This window comes from Enterobacter sp. UPMP2052 (genome assembly GCF_053709675.1).
In genome coordinates this window covers 1438363-1461462 of record NZ_JBSKJR010000001.1, presented here as the reverse complement: position 1 = coordinate 1461462, position 23100 = coordinate 1438363, and the positions used below count along the sequence as shown (strand labels likewise).

The following is a 23100-nucleotide window of genomic DNA, read 5'->3' as shown; positions in this document are numbered from 1 at the left end:
ATTAAAGGCGGAAAACGAGTTCAAACGGCACGTCCGAATCGTATCAATGGCGAGATTCGCGCCCAGGAAGTTCGCTTAACAGGTCTGGAAGGCGAGCAGCTGGGGATTGTGAGTCTGAGAGAAGCGATCGAAAAAGCTGAAGAAGCTGGAGTAGATTTAGTTGAAATCAGCCCTAACGCCGAACCGCCAGTTTGTCGTATTATGGACTACGGCAAGTTCCTTTATGAAAAGAGTAAGTCTTCTAAGGAACAGAAGAAGAAGCAAAAAGTTATCCAGGTTAAGGAAATCAAATTCCGTCCTGGTACCGACGATGGCGATTATCAGGTAAAACTCCGCAGCCTGATACGCTTTCTGGAAGATGGCGATAAGGCCAAGATCACACTGCGTTTCCGCGGTCGTGAAATGGCCCACCAACAGATTGGTATGGAAGTGCTGACGCGCGTCCGTGACGATCTGAGTGAACTGGCAGTAGTCGAATCCTTCCCTACGAAGATCGAAGGCCGCCAGATGATCATGGTGCTCGCTCCTAAGAAGAAACAGTAAGGCCTTCAAGCAGCAAAATCTGTGGAGCTTTCGGGTTTCATAGGTTTTGTTCGCCTATGTTTCGTTTATTTAACAATGCGAAGTGGAAGTTATTAAGATGCCAAAAATTAAGACCGTACGCGGTGCTGCTAAGCGCTTCAAAAAAACCGGTGGTGGTGGATTTAAGCGTAAGCACGCAAACCTGCGTCATATTCTGACCAAAAAATCTACTAAGCGTAAACGTCACCTGCGTCCAAAAGGCCTGGTTTCTAAAGGCGATCTGGGTCTGGTTATCGCGTGCCTGCCGTACGCATAAGCCGTTAACGTTTAATTTTTTACTAAGAATATAGATACAGGAGAGCACATATGGCTCGCGTAAAACGTGGTGTAATTGCACGTGCACGTCACAAGAAAATTTTGAAACAAGCTAAAGGCTACTACGGTGCGCGTTCACGTGTTTACCGCGTTGCCTTCCAGGCTGTTATCAAAGCAGGTCAGTACGCTTACCGTGACCGTCGTCAGCGTAAGCGTCAGTTCCGTCAACTGTGGATTGCGCGTATCAACGCAGCAGCACGTCAGAACGGTATTTCTTACAGCAAATTCATCAACGGCCTGAAAAAAGCCTCTGTTGAAATCGACCGTAAGATCCTGGCTGACATCGCAGTATTCGACAAAGTAGCGTTCACCGCTCTGGTCGAAAAAGCGAAAGCAGCACTGGCATAAGCCAGTTGAAAGAGGGGGCTTTGCTCCCTCTTTTCATTTAACACCATCAGAAGATTGACATTTATCCGTGCAGGCTTTTCAATAAGGTCTTAACGGTTTTTACCATACAAGGTAACGCAAGCATGAATGCTGCTATTTTCCGCTTCTTCTTTTACTTTAGCACCTGAATTCAGGAGGCTAGCGCGTGAAAGATGAAACGAAAAACAGCGCCAGATAAGCCTCCTGATGGAGGCTTTTTTTGTGTCTAAATTCGAGAGATTAAGTCCACCAAATCGGTGTCTGCACCGACATAATGAGGAAAACCATGTCACATCTCGCAGAGCTGGTTGCCAGTGCAACGGCCGCCATTAACCAGGCCTCAGATGTTGCCGCGTTAGACAACGTCCGCGTCGAATATCTGGGCAAGAAAGGGCATTTGACCCTTCAAATGACTACCCTGCGTGAGTTGCCTGCTGAAGAGCGCCCGGCAGCGGGTGCGGTCATCAACGAAGCGAAAGAGCAGGTACAGCAGGCGCTGAACGCGCGTAAAGCCGCGCTGGAAAGCGCAGTGCTGAACGCCCGTCTGGCAGCCGAAACCATCGACGTTTCACTGCCAGGCCGTCGGATTGAAAACGGCGGATTGCACCCGGTCACCCGCACCATCGATCGTATTGAAAGTTTCTTCGGTGAGCTCGGCTTTACCGTGGCGACTGGCCCGGAAATTGAAGATGACTATCACAACTTCGATGCCCTGAACATTCCCGGCCATCATCCGGCACGTGCTGACCACGACACTTTCTGGTTTGACGCGACGCGTCTGTTGCGTACACAGACCTCTGGCGTTCAGATCCGCACCATGAAGGATCAGGCACCCCCTATCCGTATCATCGCGCCGGGCCGCGTTTATCGTAATGACTACGACCAGACGCATACCCCGATGTTCCACCAGATGGAAGGTCTGATTGTTGATAAAAACATCAGCTTCACCAACCTGAAAGGTACGCTGCACGATTTCCTGAACAACTTCTTTGAGGAAGATCTCCAGGTGCGTTTCCGTCCGTCCTACTTCCCGTTCACCGAGCCGTCTGCTGAAGTTGACGTAATGGGTAAAAACGGCAAATGGCTGGAAGTGCTGGGCTGCGGTATGGTCCACCCGAACGTGCTGCGCAACGTAGGCATCGACCCGGAAGTTTACTCCGGCTTTGCTTTCGGTATGGGCATGGAGCGTCTGACCATGCTGCGTTACGGCGTAACCGACTTACGCGCTTTCTTCGAAAACGATCTGCGTTTCCTCAAACAGTTTAAATAAGGGCAGGACAGAACAATGAAATTCAGTGAACTGTGGTTACGCGAATGGGTGAACACCACGCTTGATAGCGAAGCGCTTTCTAACCAAATCACCATGGCAGGCCTGGAAGTGGACGGCGTAGAGCCGGTCTCCGGCGCGTTCACCGGCGTGGTGGTCGGTGAAGTGATGGAGTGCGGTCAGCACCCTAACGCCGACAAGCTGCGCGTGACAAAAGTGAACGTGGGCGGCGATCGCCTGCTGGACATCGTCTGCGGTGCGCCGAACTGCCGTCAGGGTCTGAAAGTGGCCGTGGCGACTGTGGGTGCCGTGCTGCCGGGTGATTTCAAAATTAAAGCCGCGAAGCTGCGCGGTGAACCGTCTGAAGGCATGCTCTGCTCGTTCTCCGAGCTGGGTATTTCCGACGATCATAACGGCATCATCGAGCTGCCGCTGGATGCACCAATTGGTACCGATATTCGTGAATACCTGAAACTCGATGACAACACCATCGAAATCAGCGTAACGCCGAACCGTGCTGACTGCCTGGGCATCATCGGCGTGGCGCGCGACGTTGCCGTGCTCAATCAGACCGAGCTGAACGCACCGGAGATCGTGCCGGTGGAAGCCACCATCAGTGATACGCTGCCCATTCAGGTGGAGGCCGCTGATGCGTGCCCGCGCTACCTGGGCCGTGTGGTAAAAGGCATCAACGTTAAAGCCGCAACCCCGCTGTGGATGAAAGAAAAACTGCGCCGCTGCGGTATTCGTTCCATCGACGCGGTGGTTGACGTGACCAACTACGTTCTGCTGGAACTGGGCCAGCCAATGCACGCGTTCGATAAAGATCGTATCGAAGGCGGCATCGTGGTGCGTATGGCGAAAGAGGGCGAAACCCTGGTTCTGCTGGACGGCAGCGAAGCGAAGCTGAACGCGGATACGCTGGTTATTGCTGACCACAACAAAGCGTTGGCCATGGGCGGTATCTTCGGCGGCGAACACTCCGGTGTGAATGATGAAACGCAGAATGTGCTGCTGGAGTGTGCGTTCTTCAGCCCGCTGTCCATCACCGGTCGCGCGCGCCGTCACGGCCTGCATACCGATGCGTCTCACCGCTATGAGCGCGGCGTGGATCCTGCGCTGCAGTATAAAGCGATGGAGCGCGCTACGCGCCTGCTGATCGACATCTGCGGCGGTGAAGCAGGCCCGGTTATCGACGTAACCAACGACGCAACGCTGCCGAAGCGTGCCACCATCACGCTGCGTCGCAGCAAGCTGGATCGTCTGATTGGCCACCACGTTGCCGATGCGCAGGTGAGCGATATTCTGCGCCGTCTGGGCTGCGACGTCACCGAAGGCCAGGACGAGTGGCACGCCGTTGCGCCATCCTGGCGTTTCGACATGGAAATTGAAGAAGACCTGGTGGAAGAAGTGGCCCGCGTTTACGGCTACAACAACATCCCGGACGAGCCGGTGCAGGCTGGCCTGGTTATGGGAAGCCACCGTGAAGCCGACCTGTCCCTGAAGCGTGTGAAAACCATGCTGAACGACAAAGGCTATCAGGAAGTGATCACCTACAGCTTCGTCGATCCTAAGCTGCAGCAACTGATCCACCCGGGTCAGGAAGCACTGATCCTGCCAAGCCCAATCTCCAGCGAGATGTCGGCGATGCGCCTGTCGCTGTGGACCGGTCTGCTTGGCACCATCGTGTACAACCAGAACCGCCAGCAAAACCGCGTGCGCATTTTCGAAAGCGGCTTGCGCTTTGTGCCGGATACGCAGGCAAATTTAGGCATCCGTCAGGATCTCATGCTGGCAGGTGCCATCACCGGTAACCGTGTTGAAGAGCACTGGGACCTGGCAAAAGGCACGGTTGATTTCTACGATATGAAGGGCGATCTGGAAGCAATTCTCGATCTGACCGGTAAATTATCCGAAATTGAATTCCGCGCTGAAGCCATTCCCGCCCTGCATCCGGGCCAGAGTGCAGCGATTTATTTAGACGGCAAACGCGTTGGTTTCATTGGCGTTGTGCATCCTGAGCTGGAACGTAAATTCGACCTCAATGGCCGTACTATCGTGTTCGAGCTGGAGTGGAACCCGGTCGCAGACCGCGTGATTCCTCAGGCGCAGGACATTTCTCGCTTCCCGGCGAACCGCCGTGACATCGCTGTTGTGGTCGCGGAAAACGTTCCCGCAGCAGATATTTTGGCCGAATGTAAGAAAGTTGGCGTAAATCAGGTAGTTGGCGTAAACTTATTTGACGTGTACCGCGGCAAGGGCGTAGCAGAAGGTTTCAAGAGCCTCGCTATTAGCCTTATCCTTCAGGATACCAGCCGTACACTCGAAGAAGAGGAGATTGCCGCTACCGTCGCCAAATGTGTAGAGGCATTAAAAGAGCGATTCCAGGCATCATTGAGGGATTGAACCTATGGCGCTTACAAAAGCTGAAATGTCAGAATATCTGTTTGATAAGCTTGGGCTTAGCAAACGGGATGCTAAAGAGCTGGTAGAGCTGTTTTTCGAAGAGATCCGTCGTGCTCTGGAAAATGGTGAGCAGGTAAAACTCTCCGGCTTTGGCAATTTTGATTTGCGAGACAAAAACCAACGTCCGGGCCGAAACCCGAAGACGGGGGAAGATATTCCCATTACAGCCCGCCGCGTGGTGACCTTCAGACCCGGACAGAAGTTAAAAAGCCGGGTCGAAAACGCAACGCCCAAAGCAGAGTAATATGAACTAACTAAAAAGGCCGCTTCTGCGGCCTTTTTTCTTTGTGCAATTGATTAAATCCGCCGTAAAATCAATATCATTACACGTTGATAACACATGCCTATGCTTGATTTCGCCCGCCAACAGCACCGCTCCGATATCCGCCGTCTGCTTCTGCTGGTGCTGCTGCTGACTGCCGCTACGGTCGTCAGCCTGTGTGCAGGAGACCGCTGGCTGGGCCCGCAAAGCTGGTTTAGCCCGGACGGGCAGCTCTTCGTCTGGCAAATCCGCCTGCCGCGAACGCTGGCGGTGATCCTCGTCGGCGGCGCGCTGGCGTTGTGCGGCACCATGATGCAGGCGCTGTTTGAAAACCCCTTAGCTGAACCGGGGCTTCTGGGCGTCTCTAATGGCGCGGGCGTGGGGCTGATTGCAGCCGTCATGCTCGGTGGGGGCGAACTCTCTGGCTGGGGAATTAGCCTGAGCGCCATTCTCGGTGCCTTGCTGATCACCGTCATTCTGCTGCGCTTCGCGCGGCGGCACCTTTCGACCAGCCGATTACTGCTTGCCGGGGTCGCGCTGGGGATCATCTGTAGCGCGCTGATGACCTGGGCGGTCTACTTTTCCACCTCCTTTGATTTACGCCAGCTAATGTACTGGATGATGGGCGGTTTCGGCGGCGTTGACTGGCGTCAGGGCTGGTTGATGCTCCTGCTTATCCCGGTCATGCTCTGGGCGTGCGTCCAGTCGCAGCCGCTGAATATGCTGGCGCTGGGCGAAACCTCAGCCCGCCAGCTTGGGATGTCGCTTGGACTCTGGCGCAACGTACTGGTGGTGGCTATTGGCTGGATGGTGGGCGTGAGCGTCGCGCTGGCCGGGGCAATTGGCTTTATCGGGCTGGTTATCCCGCACATGCTGCGTCTGTGCGGCATAACGGACCATCGAACGCTGCTTCCTGCCTCGGCCCTTGCCGGGGCGACCACGCTGCTGGTGGCCGATATCATCGCCCGGCTTGCCCTGACGGCAGCCGAACTGCCGATTGGTGTCGTCACCGCAACGCTGGGCGCGCCGGTCTTTATCTGGCTACTATTAAAAGCCGGACGTTAAAACACTACCCGTAAGACAACCTGAGGGAATGCTATGCAGTCTGATATTCTGAACACCGAAGTGACCACCATTGATGGCGAGAAAACCACGCTGGAACGCTATAAAGGCAAGGTTTTGCTGCTGGTCAATGTGGCGTCGAAATGCGGCCTCACCCCGCAGTACGAGCAGCTGGAGAACATTCAGAAAGCCTGGGAGAAAGACGGCTTTGTCGTGCTGGGCTTCCCGTGCAACCAGTTCCTGGGCCAGGAGCCGAGTAGCGAAGAAGAGATCAAAACGTTTTGCAGCACCACCTACGGTGTGACCTTCCCGATGTTCAGCAAGATTGACGTAAATGGCGAAAATCGTCATCCGCTGTACGCCAGGCTGATTGCCGCTGCGCCGACGGCAGTCGCCCCTGAAGAGAGTGGTTTCTACGAACGCATGGCCAGCAAAGGACGTGCGCCGCTGTATCCGGATGACATTCTGTGGAACTTTGAGAAGTTCCTGGTAGGGCGTGACGGGCAGGTTGTCCAGCGCTTTTCACCGGATATGACCCCTGAAGATCCGATCGTCATGGAGTCAATTAAGCTGGCGCTGGCAAAATAATGACCGTGCTGATGCAGCTCACAGACGTCGCGGAGAAGGGACGCCTGGCACCCATTACCGCGTCCGTCAATGCAGGCGAAATCCTGCATCTTGTCGGGCCGAATGGCGCGGGCAAAAGCACGTTGCTGGCGCGGATGGCGGGGCTGACCTCGGGCAGCGGGACGCTCTCGCTGCTGGACCGTACGCTATCTGAATGGTCGCCGGCTGCACTGGCGCACCGGCGGAGCTATCTGATTCAGCAGCAGGTGCCGCCGTTTGCGATGCCCGTCTGGCACTATCTGATGCTGCATCTGCATGATAAACAGCACGCGGCGCTGATCGAGTCTGTCGCCGCGGCGCTTGGGTTAGAGGATAAACTCAGCCGCCACGCCAGCCAGCTCTCGGGCGGAGAGTGGCAGCGGGTACGCCTGGCCGCAGTGATCGTGCAGATCCATCCCGAAGGGAACCCGCACGGGCGTCTGCTGCTTCTGGATGAGCCGATGAGCGGCCTGGATGTGGCCCAGCAGTCTGCGCTGGACAGCTTGCTCAGCGCGCTCTCCCGTCAAGGTATCGCCATCGTGATGAGCAGCCATGATCTGAACCATACCCTGCGTCATGCGCATCGGGTGTGGTTATTATCGCAGGGCAAAACCATCGCCTGCGGCGCTCGTGACAGCGTGTTAACGCCGCCAAACCTGGCAAAAGCCTATAATATGTCGTTTCGACGCCTGGATATCGAAGGGCATAAGATGCTCATTTCGACCGCGCAGGCGTAAGCGTTTCTTGCGTCGCGGCGCGATTGCACGCTAAATTACGGAAACAACAATAAAAGCAGAGGAATCGTCTGAAAATGCGAGTGTGTTTTCTCCTTGTGGCGACGTTAATTCTTGCGGGATGCAGCAGCCACCGTGCGCCTCCGCCGAATCCGCGGCTTTCGGATTCCATCACGGTGATTGCAAGCCTGAACGACCAGCTAAGCAACTGGCGTGGTACGCCGTATCGTTACGGCGGCATGAGCCGGGGCGGGGTGGATTGCTCGGGGTTTGTGCTGATGACGTTTCGCGATAAGTTTGATTTGCGGCTGCCGCGCGAAACGCGCAAGCAGGCTGAAATCGGAACGGAAATTGATAAAGACGATCTGCTTCCGGGCGATCTGGTCTTTTTCAAAACCGGATCGGGGGAGAGTGGACTCCACGTTGGCATCTATGACACCGATAACCAGTTTATTCACGCCTCGACTAGCCGCGGCGTAATGCGCTCCTCGCTGGATAATGTTTACTGGCGTAAAAACTTTTGGCAGGCGCGGCGTATTTAGTCACGCCAGGCAACGATGTTAAGACGGCATGGTAACTAATAAGCCATGCCGTTTTTTCTGAAAAAAAGATGATTAAAGTTAAATTTACCCCACATGAATTATGTCTGTATGTGTCTGTTTTATCTAAAACTGGCTATTAACCAACAACCAGGATAAGATTATTTAAGATTCAGGGATAAATCTGAAAATTAATACGGATCGAATGAAATTAAACTTATTAAAATCAATACAGTGGAATTGTGTCGGCAATTGCTCCAGGATGTCCTCTTTCATCTTTAACGCGGGGCGAGCGCAATGATAATCACGCTAGATAATGCCTACCAGTCTGAACTTTTACTTTTGCCTGCCCGGAATAGTGCAGGGGAACTTAAAGGTTTAGAGGTGTTGGTTAACTTCGTTGGCGTGGGCTCAGACGTGCGTATCCCTACTGAACTGGTTATCCCGCGCCTTTCAGCGGCCGATGAACTGGCGCTTTTTCATGAAAAACTGCAATTGCTCGATACCTGTAAACTGTTTTTTATTCAGCATCAGTTAATTGCATGGATCAATATTACACCTGCAATTGTTGAGTTTTTATTAACTGACGGAAACAGTGTTTCATTACTTGAGCGCTACCCGTTTCTGGAGTTTACCGTTAATGAGAACTATCCCGGTTTAAATAACGGAAAGGACAATCTCAATCTGGCGAGAATGGCGATTCGTTTCCCGCTGGTGCTGTCGAACTTCGGCGCGGGAGCAGCCACCCTCAAAGCGATTTACGATGGATTGTTTAAACGGGTCACCCTTGATAAAGGCTTTATTCAGCAGCGTGCGTTTGAACTCTCCTTCGAGCCATTTATGCGCGCGATCCTCTGGCAAATAACGCCGCATTGCCAGTCGGTAATGGTTGCCGGAATTGACGATCACGGTCTGTTACAACGCGTTCTTTCATTTAATTTCGGTGCCATGCAGGGCAGCCTGTGGCCAGCCGTAACGGCAGAGCACGTCACGACGCTCGTTCAGTGATAACCCTTTTCTTCGCCCGTGTTTAATTTCCGGTAAAACCTCTACACTAAAAGCAGGAGGACCTATGACCCTGTCTTTTACCGCACACTGGCACGATGAATTGCCCGGCTTCTATACCGCTCTCAATCCCACTCCGTTAGATAACGCCCGTCTGATCTGGCATAACGAGACGCTGGCGGATTCGCTTGCGATCCCCCCGGCATTATTCCAGCCGTCCGAAGGGGCAGGCGTGTGGGGCGGCGAAACGCTTTTGCCGGGTATGCGACCGCTTGCGCAAGTCTATAGTGGACATCAGTTTGGCGTCTGGGCAGGGCAACTCGGCGATGGCCGTGGGATCCTGCTCGGCGAACAACAGCTCGCCAACGGCGAAACCGTAGACTGGCACCTCAAAGGGGCTGGCCTGACGCCTTATTCGCGTATGGGCGATGGGCGCGCCGTGCTGCGTTCAACCATTCGCGAAAGCCTGGCCTCAGAAGCGATGCATGCCCTGGGTATTCCGACATCGCGCGCGCTGTCGATTGTCACCAGCGATACGCCCGTTTCACGAGAAACAATTGAGCAGGGGGCGATGCTCATCCGCGTTGCCCAAAGCCATCTGCGTTTCGGCCATTTCGAACATTTCTACTATCGCCGCGAGCCGGAAAAGGTTCGCCAGCTTGCCGATTTCGCCCTTCGCCACCACTGGCCGCATCTGCAGGACGAGGCGGACAAATACCTTTTATGGTTCCGCGATATTGTCGCCCGCACCGCGTCGATGATTGCGCGCTGGCAGACCGTCGGTTTCGCGCATGGCGTAATGAACACCGACAATATGTCCCTGCTTGGGCTGACCTTTGATTATGGGCCTTTTGGTTTCCTCGATGATTATCAGCCGGGCTACATCTGTAACCATTCTGATTACCAGGGTCGCTACAGCTTTGATAATCAGCCTGCCGTCGGGCTGTGGAATCTCCAGCGTCTGGCGCAGTCGCTGTCGCCGTTTATCGACGTGGAAGGCCTGAACGATGCGCTCGATAGTTACCAGGAAGTACTTTTGCGGGAGTATGGTTCCCTGATGCGCAGCAAGCTGGGGCTGCTGACGCAGGAGAAAGGGGATAATGCGCTTCTCAATACCCTGTTCTCCCTGATGGCACGCGAGGGGAGCGACTACACCCGCACCTTCAGAATGCTGGGCCAGACCGAGCAGCAGAGCGCCGCCTCACCGCTACGCGATGAGTTCATTGACCGACAGGCCTTTGATGACTGGTTCACCGCTTACCGCACGCGCCTGCAGGGTGAGCAGATTGATGACGTCACCCGTCAGGAAAAAATGAACGCTGTAAACCCGGCGATGGTGCTGCGCAACTGGCTGGCTCAACGGGCGATTGAACAGGCAGAGCAGGGGCAGTATGACGAACTGCACCGCTTGCATGCTGCGCTACGCACGCCGTTTGCCGACAGGGAGGATGATTACGTCAGCCGCCCGCCGGACTGGGGCAAGCGGCTGGAAGTGAGCTGCTCAAGCTAAGGGGCAAGAAAAACCTGCGGCGCGGCGTGAGCCGGGTGCTGGCCGACGTGAACCTGCGCGCCATACCAGTGGGCCAGCGCATCGGCCTGCAGAACCTGCTCCGGCGTGCCGTTAGCCACAATGTGCCCGTTGTGCAAAAGCAAAATCCTGTCCGCCCAGAGTGCCGCCAGATTGAGATCGTGCAGCACCACGCAAACGTGGAGATGGCCCTTGTCGGTCAGCGACTTCAGCAGCCTGAGTAGATGCTGCTGGTGGTAGAGATCGAGCGCCGAGGTCGGTTCATCGAGAAAAAGCCAGCCGCGAGGCGCACCGTCTTGCCAGAGTTGCGCCAGCGCGCGCGCAAGCTGGACGCGCTGCTGCTCGCCGCCGGAGAGAGCGTTGTACTGTCTTCCGGCCAGCGGCAGACAGCCGGTCAGCGCCATCACCTGATGAATAATTGCCGGTTCCGGCTGGCGACTCCACGGCGCGCGTCCCATCCCGATAACGGCCTCAACGGGCCAGTCGAAGCCGAGCTGAGTATGCTGGCGCATCACCGCGCGATAGCGCGATAAGGTGTCCGGCGCCCATTCGCTCAACGCTTTTCCCGCCAGAAAACAGCGGCCACTGACGGGTTTCAGGTAACCCGTTAGCAGCCGCAGTAACGTGGATTTCCCCGCGCCATTCGGGCCAATCAGCGCCACCAGTTCGCCCTTTGACAGCGTGAGCGAAACGTCTTTGATAAGCGTGCGCCCCGCGAGCGTACAGCACACATTTTCAGCGCAATACCGTTCAGCCATGTCGGCCTCCCCGACGAAAGATGAGCCACAGGAACCAGGGGGCACCGATAAGGCTGGTCAGCAACCCGACCGGCATTTCCGCGGGCGCGACCAGCGTGCGTGCCACCGTATCGGCCACCAGCAGCAACAGCGCGCCTGCCAGCACCGAGCCGGGAAGGGTCGCCCGATGATCCGCGCCCAGCCACATGCGCATCAGGTGCGGGACGACCAGCCCGACAAAGCCAATAACGCCGCTGACGGCAACGGCCGCAGCCACCAGCAGCGCGCTGCACAGAAGTAATATCCGCTGCACCACCACGACATCCACCCCCAGATAGTGCGCCTCTTCCTCACCCAACTGGAGCAGGTTGAGCGCGCTGGCGAGACGCCAGATAATCAGCACCGTCGGCACCATCAGTGAGGTCACGGCCAGCAGCGTTGACCACTGCGCCTGACCGAGGCTGCCCATACCCCAGAGTGACAGCTGGCGAAGCTGCGCGTCGTTGCTAAGCCATGAGAGGACGCCCACCGCGGCACCGCATAAGGCATTTATCGCAATTCCCACCAGCAGCAGGCGCGACAGAGAACTGTCACGCTGCTGGCTGAGCACAAAGATCACCACCGTCGCCGCCAGCGCGCCAAGAAAGGCCGCTAGCATGGGGGCATACAGCATGACCAGCGCGGGCAGCGAAAGCGGGATGACCACCCACAGGGCAACGGCCAGCGCCGCGCCGCTGCTGATCCCGAGCAGGCCGGGGTCTGCCAGCGGGTTACGAAACAGCCCCTGCATCACGCAGCCCGCCAGCGCCAGCGAGCCGCCGATCGTCAGGGCCAGCAGCACGCGCGGCAGTCGAATGGTCAGCCAGATCTGACGCAGCGCCTCATCGCTGCTGTTCCACAGCAGGCTTACCGGCAGACGCAACGCGCCAAAGCCAGTTGCCATGAGGGTCATCACGGCGAGAAAGAGGGCCATTCCCCACAGCGACAGGGTTATCCGGCGGGTCATCAGGGCAATTGCTCCGCTTTGGCGCGCAGCTGCTGGATGGCCTGTGGCGTGCGCACGCTAAAGCCCAGTAGCGCCATATCATCAATGGCCAGCACCTGCCTGCCGCGTCCCGCCGGGGTCTGTGCCAGACCCGGCAGCTTCCAGAGATTCTCTTCCCCGCCCAGCGCTTTTATGCCGTCCTGGGAGATGACCACCAGGTCGGGCTGGCTGGCGATGGTACCCTCCTGCGAGAGCGGCTGGTAGCGGGTGAAGCCCTGCATCGCATTCTGCAGCCCCGCCGCCCGGATCGCCGCATCCGCACCGGTCTGCTGTCCGGCTGCCATGGCGGTCATCCCGCCGTGGTTGAGGATAAACAGCACCCGTTTTCTGAGCGGTGAAGCGGGCAGCGCCGCCAGTTCCGCGCGCAGCGTGTTGCGCAAGGTTTCCCCCTGCGCCTCACGGTGAGTGGCTTCGGCAACGACGCGGATCTTTTCGTCGATGACGTCCAGCGTATTCCGGGCGGGCACGGTGATGACCCTGACGTGACTCTGCGCAACCTGTTCGAGCGCCAGAGAAGGCTGCGCCTGCGCGCTCGCCAGAACCAGCGTCGGGCGCACGGATAAAATGCCTTCGGCGTTAAGCTGGCGCAAATACCCCACGTCGGGCAGACGCGTCGCCGCCTGCGGCCAGCGGCTGGTGCTGTCGCGCGCCACCAGCGAAGACCCTGCGTCAAGGGCGTAGACAATCTCCGTGACGTCGCCGCCGAGCGTGACGATTTTCTCCGGCGTGGCGGCAAAGGTCACCCACGGCAGGATGCCAAGCAGGGCAAGCCATTTTTTCATGCGGCCAGTCCTTTCGGCGTCAGGGCGTCAATCTGGCTGCGCCACTGGCTTTGCTCCGGCTCACCTTCGGTGCGTTGGCCGTACAGCTGGGCGATTTGCGTGCCGTCGGCGGCGAACAGCTCCAGGCTGGTGACATGGCCGTCTGCGGTTGGTTTACGCGTCACCCAGGTTTCCGCGACGGTCTCTTCCAGCAGATGCAGGGTAAAGGCCTTATTGAAGATGTTCAGCCAGCCTTTCATCGGCACCAGCTTTTCTACCACGCCGGTGAAGATCTGCACGCAGCCGCGGTTGCCCACGAACACCATGATTTCATTGCCGTCCTGACGCGCGGTCTCCAGCAGCTTCGCCAGCGCACCGTTGTCCACCTTGCAGGCGAGGTCGTCGCCCACCAGGCGGAACGCCTGCTGGCGGCTGAGGCTGTGGCGCTTAAGCAGGCTGAAGAACTGATGCACGTCGGTCATGGCGCGCCACTCTTTGTCTACCGTGTCTGCGTCAGCATGTTCAGCGTGCGCAGGTGTTTCGGCCGGTTTTAACGCCAGCGGCGGGTTATCGGCAATGATGAAGCGCGTCAGCACGTCACCCCAGGCGCTGACGTCGGTATTGTCGGTGGTGTACACCTTGAGCAGGGCGTCGCCCTGATGGTCAAAGAACTGAATGCTCTGGCGCTCGCCGCGTGCCGTGGCTTCGCTGACGTGAAACACGCTTGCCCACTGATTGAGGAACAGGCGGAGGTCCAGCGCGCGCGGGTTCAGCACCAGCCCGGCGTGGCCTTTGAGATGCTGGTTTGTAAACGCGCCCACCTGCTCGTGCACGGCGTATTCGTTGCGGCAGATGCACTTGGTTTCACCCACGGCTTCCAGCGCGCCTAAAATTTCGCGGATTTCACCGCGCAGCCGCCAGGCGTCGTGGCCCACGCGGGCAAAGGTCAGCTCCGCTTCGCTGATGTTCATCAAGCCTGCGATGTCACGTGCGTACTTACCCGGGTTTTGTTCTTTTAGCTCAAGCCAGCGTGTGTAGTGATTCATTATCTTTTCCTTGCAGATTCTTGCCCCGGTGAACCGGGGCGGGGATTACCACTGATAACTTACAAAAATCTTGCCGTTACGGCCGTCCTGCGGGATGCCCTGCGGTGACCAGTATTCTTTATCGAAGGCGTTGCCCAGCACCAGCGTGGTGGTCACGCCTTTGAACTGTTCCTGACCCTGATAGCTGACGTAGAAATCGTTGACCGCATAGCCCGGCTGCTTGCTGTAGCTGCTGCTGATGTGGGTTGAGCGATCGACAAAGGTACCGATCCAGCCCACGGAGAAGCCGCTTTGTGCCACCGGAATGTCGAGCTTGCTGGTGACGGTGTCCGGGTTAATGCTGGAGATATACTCGCCCGTATCGGTGTCTTTACCCCGCGTGCGGTTGTAGGCCACGTCAAGGTTGAAGAGGTTGGCCGAGTACTTCGCCATCACATCCCAGCCCCAGATTTTGGCGTTAGGTACGTTATAGGACATGGTGGTGGCCGCAGCAAAATCGACGGTGGTAGAGATGTAGTCTTTGGCTTTGGTATCGAAGTAGCTGGCTTTGAACTCCAGCGCATCGTTGGCGAGCATCAGATCGTCAAAGCGCAGGCCAAAACCGTACTCCTGGGTTTCGTTGGTTTCCGGTCGCAGGTTGGGGTTTGGCACCCAGTAGTTAGTGTAGAAGCTGCCGATGGAGAAATGTTTGGAGTCGTTGTACATCTCGCCCATCGTCGGCGCGCGGAAGGCCTGCGCCCAGGAGCCAAACAGCATCAGCCAGTCGGCAGGGCTGACGGTTAACCCGGCACGGGAGGACCACTTATCGGCATCCACATCGTCGTAGCCGTTGCTGCTGCCGCGATAGTTATCGTAACGGGTACCGCCGAGCAGGGTAACGGGCAGGTCGCGCAGGGTGATTTCGTCCTGCAGCCAGCCGGAGCTGAAGTCAATTTTCGCCTCCGGGAAGCCGGTGGTCGCGCCGCCAGGGGTCTGCTCCTGACGGTAATATTCACCGCCATAGGTCAGCAGGTGAGAGGCAAAGGAGTCGCTGAACAGGCGGGTACGGTTCTCGACTTTTCCGCCTTTGGTCGTCTGCTTGCGGAACTCACCGGTTCCGTCGATGTTCTGGGCGTTGATGCGCGCTTCGGACCAGTAGAGCTTCGCATCAGCGTTCAGCCAGTCGTTGCCCGGCGGCGCAATGTTATACCCGAGCTGGGCATCGCGCTGGATGGTGGAGCGGTTGGTCATCGGGTTACTGCTGTCGCTCGCGTCGGTAGTTTGCGGGTTTTTCGGCTCCTGCGCATCGTTATTGTAGTAGCGCAGGGAGCCGCTCAGCGTCTGGGCCGGATCTATTTTCCAGCTGCCTTTCGCCAGCATGTTGTTGATCGACTCATCATTGGGGGCCGTTGCGCCGTCGCTCTGACGAATGTCCCCGCGGTCGCGGCTGGACCATGAGACCACGCCGTCCAGGGTATCGGTGCGGCCAAAGGCGCTCGCCCCCATACCGAGGCTGTGATCGCCCGTCGCACCGGTACCAAACACGCGATAGCCGCTGTTTTTGCCCGGTTCCAGCAGGTCTTTAGCATCGACGGTGTCGTAGGAGATCACGCCACCCAACGCGCCGCTGCCGTACAGCAGGGCCGACGGACCGCGAACCACTTCGATACGCTTAATCAGCGCCGGGTCCAGGAAGGTGCTGTTCAGGTGTCCGGTGTCGGTCCCCTGACGGATGCCGTCTACCAGCACCAGCACGCCTCGACGGTCATAGCCGCGCAGGTTAACGTCCTGGCCGTTGGTGCGCCCGCTGCCATCCAGCGTCAGGCCGGGCACTTTGCGCAGCAGGTCGGCAGCCGAACTGGCGGTCTGGTTTTCCGGGGCGGAGGCGTCAATCACATTGACCATCATCGGGGCTTCAAAGGCGCTTCGGGCGTTGCCCGTGGCGGTAACGGTAATGTCTTCTGCTGCGGCAGCAAACGCGGTGCCCGGAAGTGCACTGGCAATCGCCAGTGCCAGGAGGGAAGGGCATAAAGACGCGGAACGCGGGTGTGGCATAGCAACTCTCCATTAAGAATCGAAAGCGCTGGCTGCCTGGGGATCACCTGGGTGGCTGGCGTATTGTTGTTTACTTTATTTCGTGAGGATCAGTTTTCCGGCATTCGTCTGGCGCAGCAGGTAGAGCTGGCCGTCATGCTCGATAATCACCCGCCCTTCATCGCCGAGCAGCGTTTTGCTGTCAATGCGGCGATCGGCGGAGGCGGGGGACGGTGCTGTGTGTTTTTTTACTGGCGTTGCCGCGCTGTTATCCGTACGTGACATAGTGTTTATAAATAACAATCAATGTAACAATGATAATCATTATCAATAAACTGCAAATTCACGGCAAGCGTTTTTGTGAAAATATTGTGACGGGATCAAATTTGGGGTGGGAAGAGGGATGGTGCGGTCTGGTGCCCTCACCCCGGCCCTCTCCCACGGGGAGAGGGAGAAAACATTAAAAAAGGCAACTACGTTGCCTTTTTGCTTTTACCTTGCTACCCGGCATAGCCTCAGAAGCGGCTGTCCACTGCCGCCGCCAGTTTCTCCACCAGCAGCTCGCTGTCTTCCCAGCTCAGGCACGGATCGGTAATCGACTGGCCGTAAACCATCTGCTGACCGGCAACGATTTTTTGGGTGCCTTCTTTGATGAAGCTTTCAGCCATAATGCCCGCCACGGCGGTCGAGCCGCTGCGGATCTGCTGGCAGATCTCATCGCAGACGTCGAGCTGGCGACGGTGCTGTTTCTGGCAGTTGCCGTGGCTGAAATCCACCACCAGGTGCTCAGGCAGGTCAAATTCTGCCAGCGTCTCGCAGGCGGCGGCAATATCCTCCGCGTGGTAGTTCGGTTTTTTACCGCCGCGCATGATGATATGGCCGTACGGGTTGCCGCTGGTCTGGTAGATGGTCATGTGCCCGTTCTTATCCGGGGAGAGGAACATGTGGCTGGCACGCGATGCGCGAATAGCGTCAACCGCGATACGGGTATTACCATCGGTCCCATTCTTAAAGCCCACCGGGCAGGAGAGCGCGGAGGCCATCTCGCGGTGGATCTGGCTTTCAGTGGTACGCGCGCCAATCGCGCCCCAGCTGATGAGATCGGCGATAAACTGCCCGGTCACCATATCCAGAAATTCGGTGGCGGTCGGTACGCCCAGCTCGTTCACCTGCAGCAGCAGTTTGCGCGCCAGCTCAATACCGTGATTAACGCGGTAGCTCCCGTTAAGGTCCGGGTCGGAGATCAGCCCCTTCCAGCCCACCACGGTGCGCGGCTTTTCAAAGTAGGTACGCATCACAATCTCGAGGCGATGCTGGTACTTCTCACGCAGCCCCTGCAGACGTTTTGCGTAGTCCATGGCGGCATCAAGGTCGTGGATAGAGCACGGGCCAATCACCACCAGAAGGCGCTTGTCTTCACCGTTGAGGATTTTTTCAATGCGTCGGCGCGAGGCGGTGACATGGTCAGCCACGCCTGCGGAAACGGGATGGCGCTGTGCCAGTTCAGCCGGTGTGACCAGGCTATCAATGCGCGCCGTGCGGAGTTCGTCGGTTTTATTCATGGAATATCTCAGAAATTTTTTGCTTCATCGGCAGACTACCGGGAAGTGATGGGCATCACCTTAAACCAATCCCCGCTGATTTCAAGTTCGGGGCGAGGCCGCCCCGACGATGCGGCTGATGATACCCGAATCCGTGATAATGTACTAGCGTATTAGTACATGCGGCGATTCAGCCCCATGATATCGAGGATTTTGGTGGCAATCTCTTCCACCGAATAGTTAGTGCTGTTCAGCCACGGGATCTGGTTTTTGCGGTACAGGGCTTCAACCTCGGAGACTTCCATCCGGCACTGACGCATCGACGCGTAGCGGCTGTTTTCGCGGCGCTCCTCGCGAATGGCCGCCAGGCGTTCCGGGTTGATGGTCAGGCCAAAAAGCTTATGCTGGAGCGGCTTGAGCGCGGCGGGTAGCACCAGGTTATCCATATCGTCGGCAATAAAGGGGTAGTTCGCCGCCCGGATGCCAAACTGCATCGCCAGATAGAGGCTGGTCGGCGTTTTGCCGCAGCGCGACACGCCAAGCAGGATCACCTGCGCCTGATCGAGATTGCGCATTGAAATCCCATCGTCGTGGGCGAGGGTGTAATCGATAGCCGCGATGCGCGCGTCGTATTTGATGAGGTTCCCGGGGTTCAGCCCGTGGGTGCGATGCGCGACCGGCGTCGGGTCCAGCTGCAGTTCGCTCTGAAGCGGGGCAACCAGCGCCTGCACAATATCCTGGCAGAAGCCTTCACTTTGCAGAATGATGGCGCGGATCTCGGGGATGACAATCGAATAGAAGACCAGCGGGCGAATGCCGGTTTGCTGGAAAATGGCGTCAATCTGGTCCTTCACCGCTTTGGCCCGGCTCTCATTTTCCACGAACGGCAGCGTGATGCTGTTAATCGATACGGGGAATTGCGACATCACCGCATGGCCTAACACCTCGGCGGTGATCGCCGTACCATCAGAAATATAAAAAACGTGGCGATCAACAGCATTATCCATTTTATTCACCCTGAAGTGCGTACGTAATTGCCTGAAAGCATAAATTAAAAAAGTTAATTGCACAGCAAAGAACTTGTCCTAAATATAAATGAAATGGTGTTTTTAATTTTCCTGAAAAGTGGATTTCATTTTTCAAATAGCGGCTTTATTTCTATGGTTTTTCATTGAATCTATAGGAATCATCGGGTTAGTAGCCGGGTGGAAACTGTCCTAAAAGTTGAAAATTTAAATTGCTTACACGATTCACCGTTTTTTTAGCGCAAACAATTATGCCAGTATAAATACGTAGTCAGGCGTTTCTTACTCCGATCAAATATCACAAAAGGATTGTTTCGATGTCCAACAATGGCTCGTCACCGCTGGTGCTTTGGTATAACCAACTCGGCATGAATGATGTAGACAGAGTTGGAGGCAAAAATGCCTCCCTGGGTGAAATGATTACAAACCTGTCCGGCATGGGTGTCTCCGTGCCAAACGGGTTTGCCACAACGGCCGATGCGTTTAACCTGTTTTTAGACCAGAGCGGCGTGAACCAGCGCATTTACGACCTGCTGGATAAAACGGATATTGATGATGTTACCGAGCTTGCCAAAGCCGGGTCTCAAATCCGCCAGTGGATTATCGACACACCTTTCCAGCCGGAACTGGAAAAAGCCATTCACGATGCCTATAACCAGCTCTCCGCCGATGATGCGCAGGCCTCGTTTGCCGTGCGTTCTTCTGCTACTGCGGAAGATATGCCGGATGCCTCGTTCGCCGGACAGCAGGAGACCTTCCTGAACGTCCAGGGCTACGACGCGGTGCTGGTGGCGGTGAAGCACGTGTTTGCTTCCCTGTTCAACGACCGCGCGATCTCCTACCGCGTGCATCAGGGCTATGACCACCGCGGCGTGGCGCTTTCCGCTGGCGTGCAGCGTATGGTGCGCTCCGATGTGGGCTCTTCCGGCGTGATGTTCTCCATCGATACTGAATCTGGTTTTGACCAGGTGGTGTTTATCACCTCCGCGTGGGGGCTGGGTGAGATGGTGGTACAGGGTGCCGTGAACCCTGATGAATTCTACGTTCACAAACCTACCCTGGCCGCCAACCGTCCGGCGGTGGTGCGCCGCACCATGGGGTCGAAAAAAATTCGCATGATCTATGCCCCGACCCAGGAGCATGGCAAGCAGGTAAAAATTGAGGATGTGCCGCAGGAGCAGCGCGACCGTTTCTCACTGACCGATGCCGAAGTGGAAGAGCTGGCGAAACAGGCCGTGCAGATTGAAAAACACTACGGTCGCCCGATGGATATTGAATGGGCGAAAGACGGTCATACCGGCAAGCTGTTTATCGTGCAGGCGCGCCCGGAAACCGTGCGTTCCCGCGGCCAGGTGATGGAGCGTTACACGCTGCACGCCCAGGGCAAAATCGTGGCCGAAGGCCGCGCCATCGGCCACCGTATCGGTGCCGGCCCGGTGAAGGTGATCCACGACATCAGCGAGATGAACCGTATTGAACCGGGTGACGTACTGGTCACCGACATGACTGACCCGGACTGGGAACCGATCATGAAGAAGGCGGCCGCCATCGTCACTAACCGCGGCGGGCGCACCTGCCACGCGGCGATCATCGCCCGCGAGCTGGGGATCCCGGCGGTAGTGGGCTGTGGTGATGCCACCGAGCGCATGAAGGACGGCGAGAGCGTGACCGTCTCCTGTGCGGAAGGGGATACCGGCTATGTGTACGCCGATATTCTCGACTTCAGCGTGAAAAGTTCCAGCGTCGATACCATGCCGGACCTGCCGCTGAAGATCATGATGAACGTCGGTAACCCTGACCGCGCGTTCGACTTCGCCTGCCTGCCGAACGAAGGGGTTGGCCTGGCGCGTCTGGAATTTATCATCAACCGGATGATTGGCGTGCACCCGCGCGCGTTGCTGGAGTTTGACGAGCAGGACACGAAACTGCAGAACGAAATCCGCGAGATGATGAAAGGCTATGACTCGCCGAAAGAGTTCTACGTGGGTCGTCTGACCGAGGGGATCGCGACGCTGGGCGCGGCGTTCTATCCGAAACGCGTCATCGTGCGTCTGTCTGACTTTAAGTCTAACGAATACGCCAACCTGGTGGGCGGCGAGCGCTACGAGCCAGAGGAAGAGAACCCGATGCTGGGCTTCCGTGGCGCCGGACGCTACGTGTCCGAGAGCTTCCGCGACTGCTTTGCGCTGGAGTGTGACGCGGTGAAACGCGTGCGCAACGACATGGGGCTGACCAACGTCGAGATCATGGTTCCGTTCGTGCGTACCGTGGATCAGGCGAAGGCGGTGGTGGACGAGCTGGCGCGCCAGGGGCTGAAGCGCGGCGAGAACGGGCTGAAGATCATCATGATGTGTGAGATCCCGTCCAACGCCCTGCTGGCCGAGCAGTTCCTCGAGCATTTCGACGGCTTTTCTATCGGTTCAAACGACATGACGCAGCTGGCGCTGGGTCTTGACCGTGACTCGGGCGTGGTTTCCGAGCTGTTCGATGAACGTAACGAGGCGGTGAAAGCGCTGCTGTCGATGTCCATTCGCGCGGCGAAGAAGCAGGGGAAGTATGTCGGCATTTGCGGGCAAGGGCCTTCTGACCACGAAGATTTTGCCGCCTGGCTGATGGAGGAGGGCATTGACAGCCTTTCCCTGAACCCGGACACCGTGGTACAGACCTGGCTGAGCCTGGCGGAACTGAATAAGTAATATTGCTTGTGTCATCAAGCCGGGGAGCTAACCACTCCCCGGCTTTTTTTATGCCTTGCGCGTACGCAGGGCAAAAAAAAGCCCATCGTGGGAGATGGGCAAAGACTACACACAGCAATTCGTTGTTTCACTCAGGGGATTTCCATGCTTATAAATCAAGGTGTTGATTTATAACCGTGTCCTAATAGTAGGCATCTCAACTTTTAGCGTCGATCAGATTCCTCTCAATAGTTAAAGAGAAGTAAAGATTTCGCATGTTTAATTGCAGATGGGCGGGATATAGGGCGGGTCTGACCAGTGGGCAGAGAATAAATAGTTTAGCGTTGTTTAAGTATTCGAAGAGCAGGCCGGGTAAGCGAAGGCGCCACCCGGCAACAGGTTTACTGCGTATTCTTATCTTCCAGCGCTTCCAGTTCGCTCAGGATCGCGTCCGGGTCGGTGCCCGGCGGTGGGATTTCATGCACCCAGGCGGAGAACAGACGCCAGGTCACGGCCAGCAGAACCGGGCCAATAAACAGGCCGATCATCCCGAAGGCAATTAGCCCGCCGATCACGCCGGACAAAATCAAAATCAGCGGTAAATCGGCACCCATGCGGATCAGTATCGGGCGGATGACGTTATCCATGGTCCCGACCACGCAGCTCCACACCAGCAGGACGGTGCCCCAGGTGGTATCGCCCGTCCAGTAAAGCCAGATGATGCTCGGCACCAGCACCAGCAAAGGGCCCAGTTGCGCAAGGCAGGTCATCAACATCACCACGGTAAAGACGGTGGCATACGGCACGCCGGAGACAGCAAGGCCGATGCCGCCGAGGATCGCCTGCACCAGCGCGGTAACCACTACACCAAGCGCGACAGCGCGAACGGCCTGAGCGGCCAGCAGAACGGCGGCGTCGCCGCGTTTACCGGCGAGGCGGGTCGCGAAGTGGCGTACGCCGAGCGCAACCTGCTCACCGCGCCAGTACAGCAGGGCGCTAAACACCAGCATCAGCGCACAGTGCATCATAAAGCGACCGATATGCGCCGCCTGGCCGACAAACCAGGTGGTCGTGGTGCCGATGTACGGGCGGACTTTTGCCATCAGGGCGCTGCCGCCCATCTCCAGCAGACCGTGCCAGCCGCTGTAGAGCTTTGCGCCAATCATCGGAATGCTGTTGAGCCACGCGAGGTCCGGCAGCGTCATGTCGCCGCTGCTCACGGCGCGGATCACCGGGCCGCTGGAATCAACGAGGCTGTTCACCAGCAGGGCAATCGGAATAATAAAGAGCAGGAACAACAGCAGGGTCATCACCAGAACGGCTAAAGCGCGGCGACCAAACAGCATCTTCTGCAGACGCAACAGCAGCGGCCAGGTAGCGACAACGACGGTCCCGGCCCATGCAAACCCGAGAATAAACGGCTGAACAATCCACAGACACGCAATGATCATAAGTGCCAGAAACAGCACCGACAGCAATATTTGCGCAACATCCCTGGGCTGACGAAGATTGACCATAAACGAAA

The 23100-nt window shown here is 57.0% G+C and carries 23 protein-coding genes, 1 other RNA gene and 1 other annotated feature; of the genes, 14 read left to right on the top strand and 10 right to left on the bottom strand.

Annotated elements, in window-relative coordinates:
- The 13 genes from infC (at position 1) to selO (ending at position 10714) form a co-directional block, all read left to right on the top strand.
- Positions 1–543: a translation initiation factor IF-3 gene (gene infC / locus ACWKX3_RS06795; RefSeq protein ID WP_043000875.1), complete on the top strand. Its 543-nt coding sequence runs from the start codon at positions 1–3 to the stop codon at positions 541–543.
- A gap of 97 nt (positions 544–640) precedes the next feature.
- Positions 641–838, top strand: a complete 198-nt coding sequence (rpmI, locus tag ACWKX3_RS06790; RefSeq protein WP_003030583.1) for a 50S ribosomal protein L35 — start codon at positions 641–643, stop codon at positions 836–838.
- Between the two features lie 50 nt (positions 839–888).
- Entirely contained in the window at positions 889–1245 is a 357-nt protein-coding gene (gene rplT / locus ACWKX3_RS06785) for a 50S ribosomal protein L20 (protein WP_000124850.1), read from the top strand.
- A gap of 117 nt (positions 1246–1362) precedes the next feature.
- Positions 1363–1487, top strand: a sequence feature (Phe leader region).
- Positions 1368–1412 (top strand): pheST operon leader peptide PheM, encoded by a 45-nt coding sequence (gene pheM / locus ACWKX3_RS06780; RefSeq protein ID WP_001386830.1) that lies wholly within the window; start codon positions 1368–1370, stop codon positions 1410–1412. Its footprint overlaps the feature before it by 45 nt.
- A gap of 62 nt (positions 1488–1549) precedes the next feature.
- Entirely contained in the window at positions 1550–2533 is a 984-nt protein-coding gene (pheS, locus tag ACWKX3_RS06775) for a phenylalanine--tRNA ligase subunit alpha (RefSeq protein WP_454541493.1), read from the top strand.
- A gap of 15 nt (positions 2534–2548) precedes the next feature.
- A complete protein-coding gene (gene pheT / locus ACWKX3_RS06770; RefSeq protein ID WP_006174864.1) occupies positions 2549–4936 on the top strand; it encodes a phenylalanine--tRNA ligase subunit beta in 2388 nt (795 codons plus the stop codon).
- A 4-nt stretch (positions 4937–4940) separates the two neighbouring features.
- Positions 4941–5240: an integration host factor subunit alpha gene (gene ihfA / locus ACWKX3_RS06765; protein WP_003857805.1), complete on the top strand. Its 300-nt coding sequence runs from the start codon at positions 4941–4943 to the stop codon at positions 5238–5240.
- Between the two features lie 102 nt (positions 5241–5342).
- On the top strand, positions 5343–6323 hold the full coding sequence (btuC, locus tag ACWKX3_RS06760) for a vitamin B12 ABC transporter permease BtuC (protein WP_454541691.1): 981 nt from the start codon (positions 5343–5345) through the stop codon (positions 6321–6323).
- A gap of 33 nt (positions 6324–6356) precedes the next feature.
- Entirely contained in the window at positions 6357–6908 is a 552-nt protein-coding gene (locus tag ACWKX3_RS06755) for a glutathione peroxidase (RefSeq protein ID WP_454541492.1), read from the top strand.
- Entirely contained in the window at positions 6908–7663 is a 756-nt protein-coding gene (gene btuD / locus ACWKX3_RS06750; protein WP_400403498.1) for a vitamin B12 ABC transporter ATP-binding protein BtuD, read from the top strand. The genes ACWKX3_RS06755 and btuD overlap by 1 nt, the downstream gene beginning before the upstream one ends.
- 74 nt (positions 7664–7737) lie before the next feature.
- On the top strand, positions 7738–8202 hold the full coding sequence (locus ACWKX3_RS06745) for a C40 family peptidase (RefSeq protein ID WP_137272048.1): 465 nt from the start codon (positions 7738–7740) through the stop codon (positions 8200–8202).
- A 294-nt stretch (positions 8203–8496) separates the two neighbouring features.
- Positions 8497–9207 (top strand): EAL domain-containing protein, encoded by a 711-nt coding sequence (locus tag ACWKX3_RS06740; protein ID WP_006174869.1) that lies wholly within the window; start codon positions 8497–8499, stop codon positions 9205–9207.
- 64 nt (positions 9208–9271) lie between these two features.
- A complete protein-coding gene (gene selO / locus ACWKX3_RS06735) occupies positions 9272–10714 on the top strand; it encodes a protein adenylyltransferase SelO (RefSeq protein WP_454541491.1) in 1443 nt (480 codons plus the stop codon).
- On the opposite strand, the gene ACWKX3_RS06730 is transcribed toward selO, so the two are convergent.
- From ACWKX3_RS06730 to ppsR, 8 genes are all read right to left on the bottom strand, one after another.
- Complete coding sequence (locus ACWKX3_RS06730) at positions 10711–11490, bottom strand: heme ABC transporter ATP-binding protein (protein WP_137272051.1); 780 nt, start codon at positions 11488–11490, stop codon at positions 10711–10713. The two genes, selO and ACWKX3_RS06730, sit on opposite strands and share 4 nt — an antisense overlap.
- Positions 11483–12475, bottom strand: a complete 993-nt coding sequence (locus ACWKX3_RS06725; protein ID WP_058608974.1) for a FecCD family ABC transporter permease — start codon at positions 12473–12475, stop codon at positions 11483–11485. The genes ACWKX3_RS06730 and ACWKX3_RS06725 overlap by 8 nt, the downstream gene beginning before the upstream one ends.
- Positions 12475–13296, bottom strand: a complete 822-nt coding sequence (locus tag ACWKX3_RS06720) for a heme/hemin ABC transporter substrate-binding protein (protein ID WP_137272052.1) — start codon at positions 13294–13296, stop codon at positions 12475–12477. Before ACWKX3_RS06720 ends, ACWKX3_RS06725 begins: the two co-directional genes overlap by 1 nt.
- Positions 13293–14321: a hematinate-forming heme oxygenase ChuS gene (gene chuS, locus ACWKX3_RS06715; RefSeq protein ID WP_058608972.1), complete on the bottom strand. Its 1029-nt coding sequence runs from the start codon at positions 14319–14321 to the stop codon at positions 13293–13295. Before chuS ends, ACWKX3_RS06720 begins: the two co-directional genes overlap by 4 nt.
- Before the next feature lie 45 nt (positions 14322–14366).
- Positions 14367–16355, bottom strand: coding sequence for a TonB-dependent hemoglobin/transferrin/lactoferrin family receptor (locus ACWKX3_RS06710; RefSeq protein ID WP_368746804.1), 1989 nt, complete (start codon positions 16353–16355; stop codon positions 14367–14369).
- A gap of 75 nt (positions 16356–16430) precedes the next feature.
- Positions 16431–16619: a hemin uptake protein HemP gene (gene hemP / locus ACWKX3_RS06705; protein WP_058608970.1), complete on the bottom strand. Its 189-nt coding sequence runs from the start codon at positions 16617–16619 to the stop codon at positions 16431–16433.
- 230 nt (positions 16620–16849) lie between these two features.
- Positions 16850–17896 carry a 3-deoxy-7-phosphoheptulonate synthase AroH gene (gene aroH, locus ACWKX3_RS06700; RefSeq protein ID WP_058608969.1) on the bottom strand — a complete coding sequence of 349 codons (1047 nt, stop codon included), beginning with the start codon at positions 17894–17896 and terminating at the stop codon, positions 16850–16852.
- A 152-nt stretch (positions 17897–18048) separates the two neighbouring features.
- Positions 18049–18882, bottom strand: a complete 834-nt coding sequence (gene ppsR / locus ACWKX3_RS06695) for a posphoenolpyruvate synthetase regulatory kinase/phosphorylase PpsR (protein ID WP_006174879.1) — start codon at positions 18880–18882, stop codon at positions 18049–18051.
- A gap of 335 nt (positions 18883–19217) precedes the next feature.
- On the opposite strand from ppsR, the gene ppsA reads away from it, so the two are divergent.
- Positions 19218–21596 (top strand): phosphoenolpyruvate synthase, encoded by a 2379-nt coding sequence (ppsA, locus tag ACWKX3_RS06690; protein ID WP_368746801.1) that lies wholly within the window; start codon positions 19218–19220, stop codon positions 21594–21596.
- Positions 21597–21666: 70 nt separating this feature from the next.
- Here the strand turns inward: ppsA and rprA are convergent.
- Both rprA and ydiK read right to left on the bottom strand, forming a co-directional pair.
- An RNA gene (gene rprA, locus ACWKX3_RS06685) (antisense sRNA RprA) lies at positions 21667–21774 on the bottom strand.
- 202 nt (positions 21775–21976) lie between these two features.
- A complete protein-coding gene (gene ydiK, locus ACWKX3_RS06680) occupies positions 21977–23092 on the bottom strand; it encodes an AI-2E family transporter YdiK (protein WP_137272055.1) in 1116 nt (371 codons plus the stop codon).
- Between the last annotated feature and the right edge of the window lie 8 nt (positions 23093–23100).

Bases quoted from the DNA above. Each gene is read 5' to 3' on its own strand.
- rpmI (WP_003030583.1), top strand. From the start codon at position 641: ATGCCAAAAATTAAGACCGTACGCGGTGCTGCTAAGCGCTTCAAAAAA.
- rplT (WP_000124850.1), top strand. From the start codon at position 889: ATGGCTCGCGTAAAACGTGGTGTAATTGCACGTGCACGTCACAAGAAA.
- pheS (WP_454541493.1), top strand. From the start codon at position 1,550: ATGTCACATCTCGCAGAGCTGGTTGCCAGTGCAACGGCCGCCATTAAC.
- pheT (WP_006174864.1), top strand. From the start codon at position 2,549: ATGAAATTCAGTGAACTGTGGTTACGCGAATGGGTGAACACCACGCTT.
- ihfA (WP_003857805.1), top strand. From the start codon at position 4,941: ATGGCGCTTACAAAAGCTGAAATGTCAGAATATCTGTTTGATAAGCTT.
- btuC (WP_454541691.1), top strand. From the start codon at position 5,343: ATGCTTGATTTCGCCCGCCAACAGCACCGCTCCGATATCCGCCGTCTG.
- ACWKX3_RS06755 (WP_454541492.1), top strand. From the start codon at position 6,357: ATGCAGTCTGATATTCTGAACACCGAAGTGACCACCATTGATGGCGAG.
- btuD (WP_400403498.1), top strand. From the start codon at position 6,908: ATGACCGTGCTGATGCAGCTCACAGACGTCGCGGAGAAGGGACGCCTG.
- ACWKX3_RS06745 (WP_137272048.1), top strand. From the start codon at position 7,738: ATGCGAGTGTGTTTTCTCCTTGTGGCGACGTTAATTCTTGCGGGATGC.
- ACWKX3_RS06740 (WP_006174869.1), top strand. From the start codon at position 8,497: ATGATAATCACGCTAGATAATGCCTACCAGTCTGAACTTTTACTTTTG.
- selO (WP_454541491.1), top strand. From the start codon at position 9,272: ATGACCCTGTCTTTTACCGCACACTGGCACGATGAATTGCCCGGCTTC.
- ACWKX3_RS06730 (WP_137272051.1), bottom strand. From the start codon at position 11,490: ATGGCTGAACGGTATTGCGCTGAAAATGTGTGCTGTACGCTCGCGGGG.
- ACWKX3_RS06725 (WP_058608974.1), bottom strand. From the start codon at position 12,475: ATGACCCGCCGGATAACCCTGTCGCTGTGGGGAATGGCCCTCTTTCTC.
- ACWKX3_RS06720 (WP_137272052.1), bottom strand. From the start codon at position 13,296: ATGAAAAAATGGCTTGCCCTGCTTGGCATCCTGCCGTGGGTGACCTTT.
- chuS (WP_058608972.1), bottom strand. From the start codon at position 14,321: ATGAATCACTACACACGCTGGCTTGAGCTAAAAGAACAAAACCCGGGT.
- ACWKX3_RS06710 (WP_368746804.1), bottom strand. From the start codon at position 16,355: ATGCCACACCCGCGTTCCGCGTCTTTATGCCCTTCCCTCCTGGCACTG.
- hemP (WP_058608970.1), bottom strand. From the start codon at position 16,619: ATGTCACGTACGGATAACAGCGCGGCAACGCCAGTAAAAAAACACACA.
- aroH (WP_058608969.1), bottom strand. From the start codon at position 17,896: ATGAATAAAACCGACGAACTCCGCACGGCGCGCATTGATAGCCTGGTC.
- ppsR (WP_006174879.1), bottom strand. From the start codon at position 18,882: ATGGATAATGCTGTTGATCGCCACGTTTTTTATATTTCTGATGGTACG.
- ppsA (WP_368746801.1), top strand. From the start codon at position 19,218: ATGTCCAACAATGGCTCGTCACCGCTGGTGCTTTGGTATAACCAACTC.
- ydiK (WP_137272055.1), bottom strand. From the start codon at position 23,092: ATGGTCAATCTTCGTCAGCCCAGGGATGTTGCGCAAATATTGCTGTCG.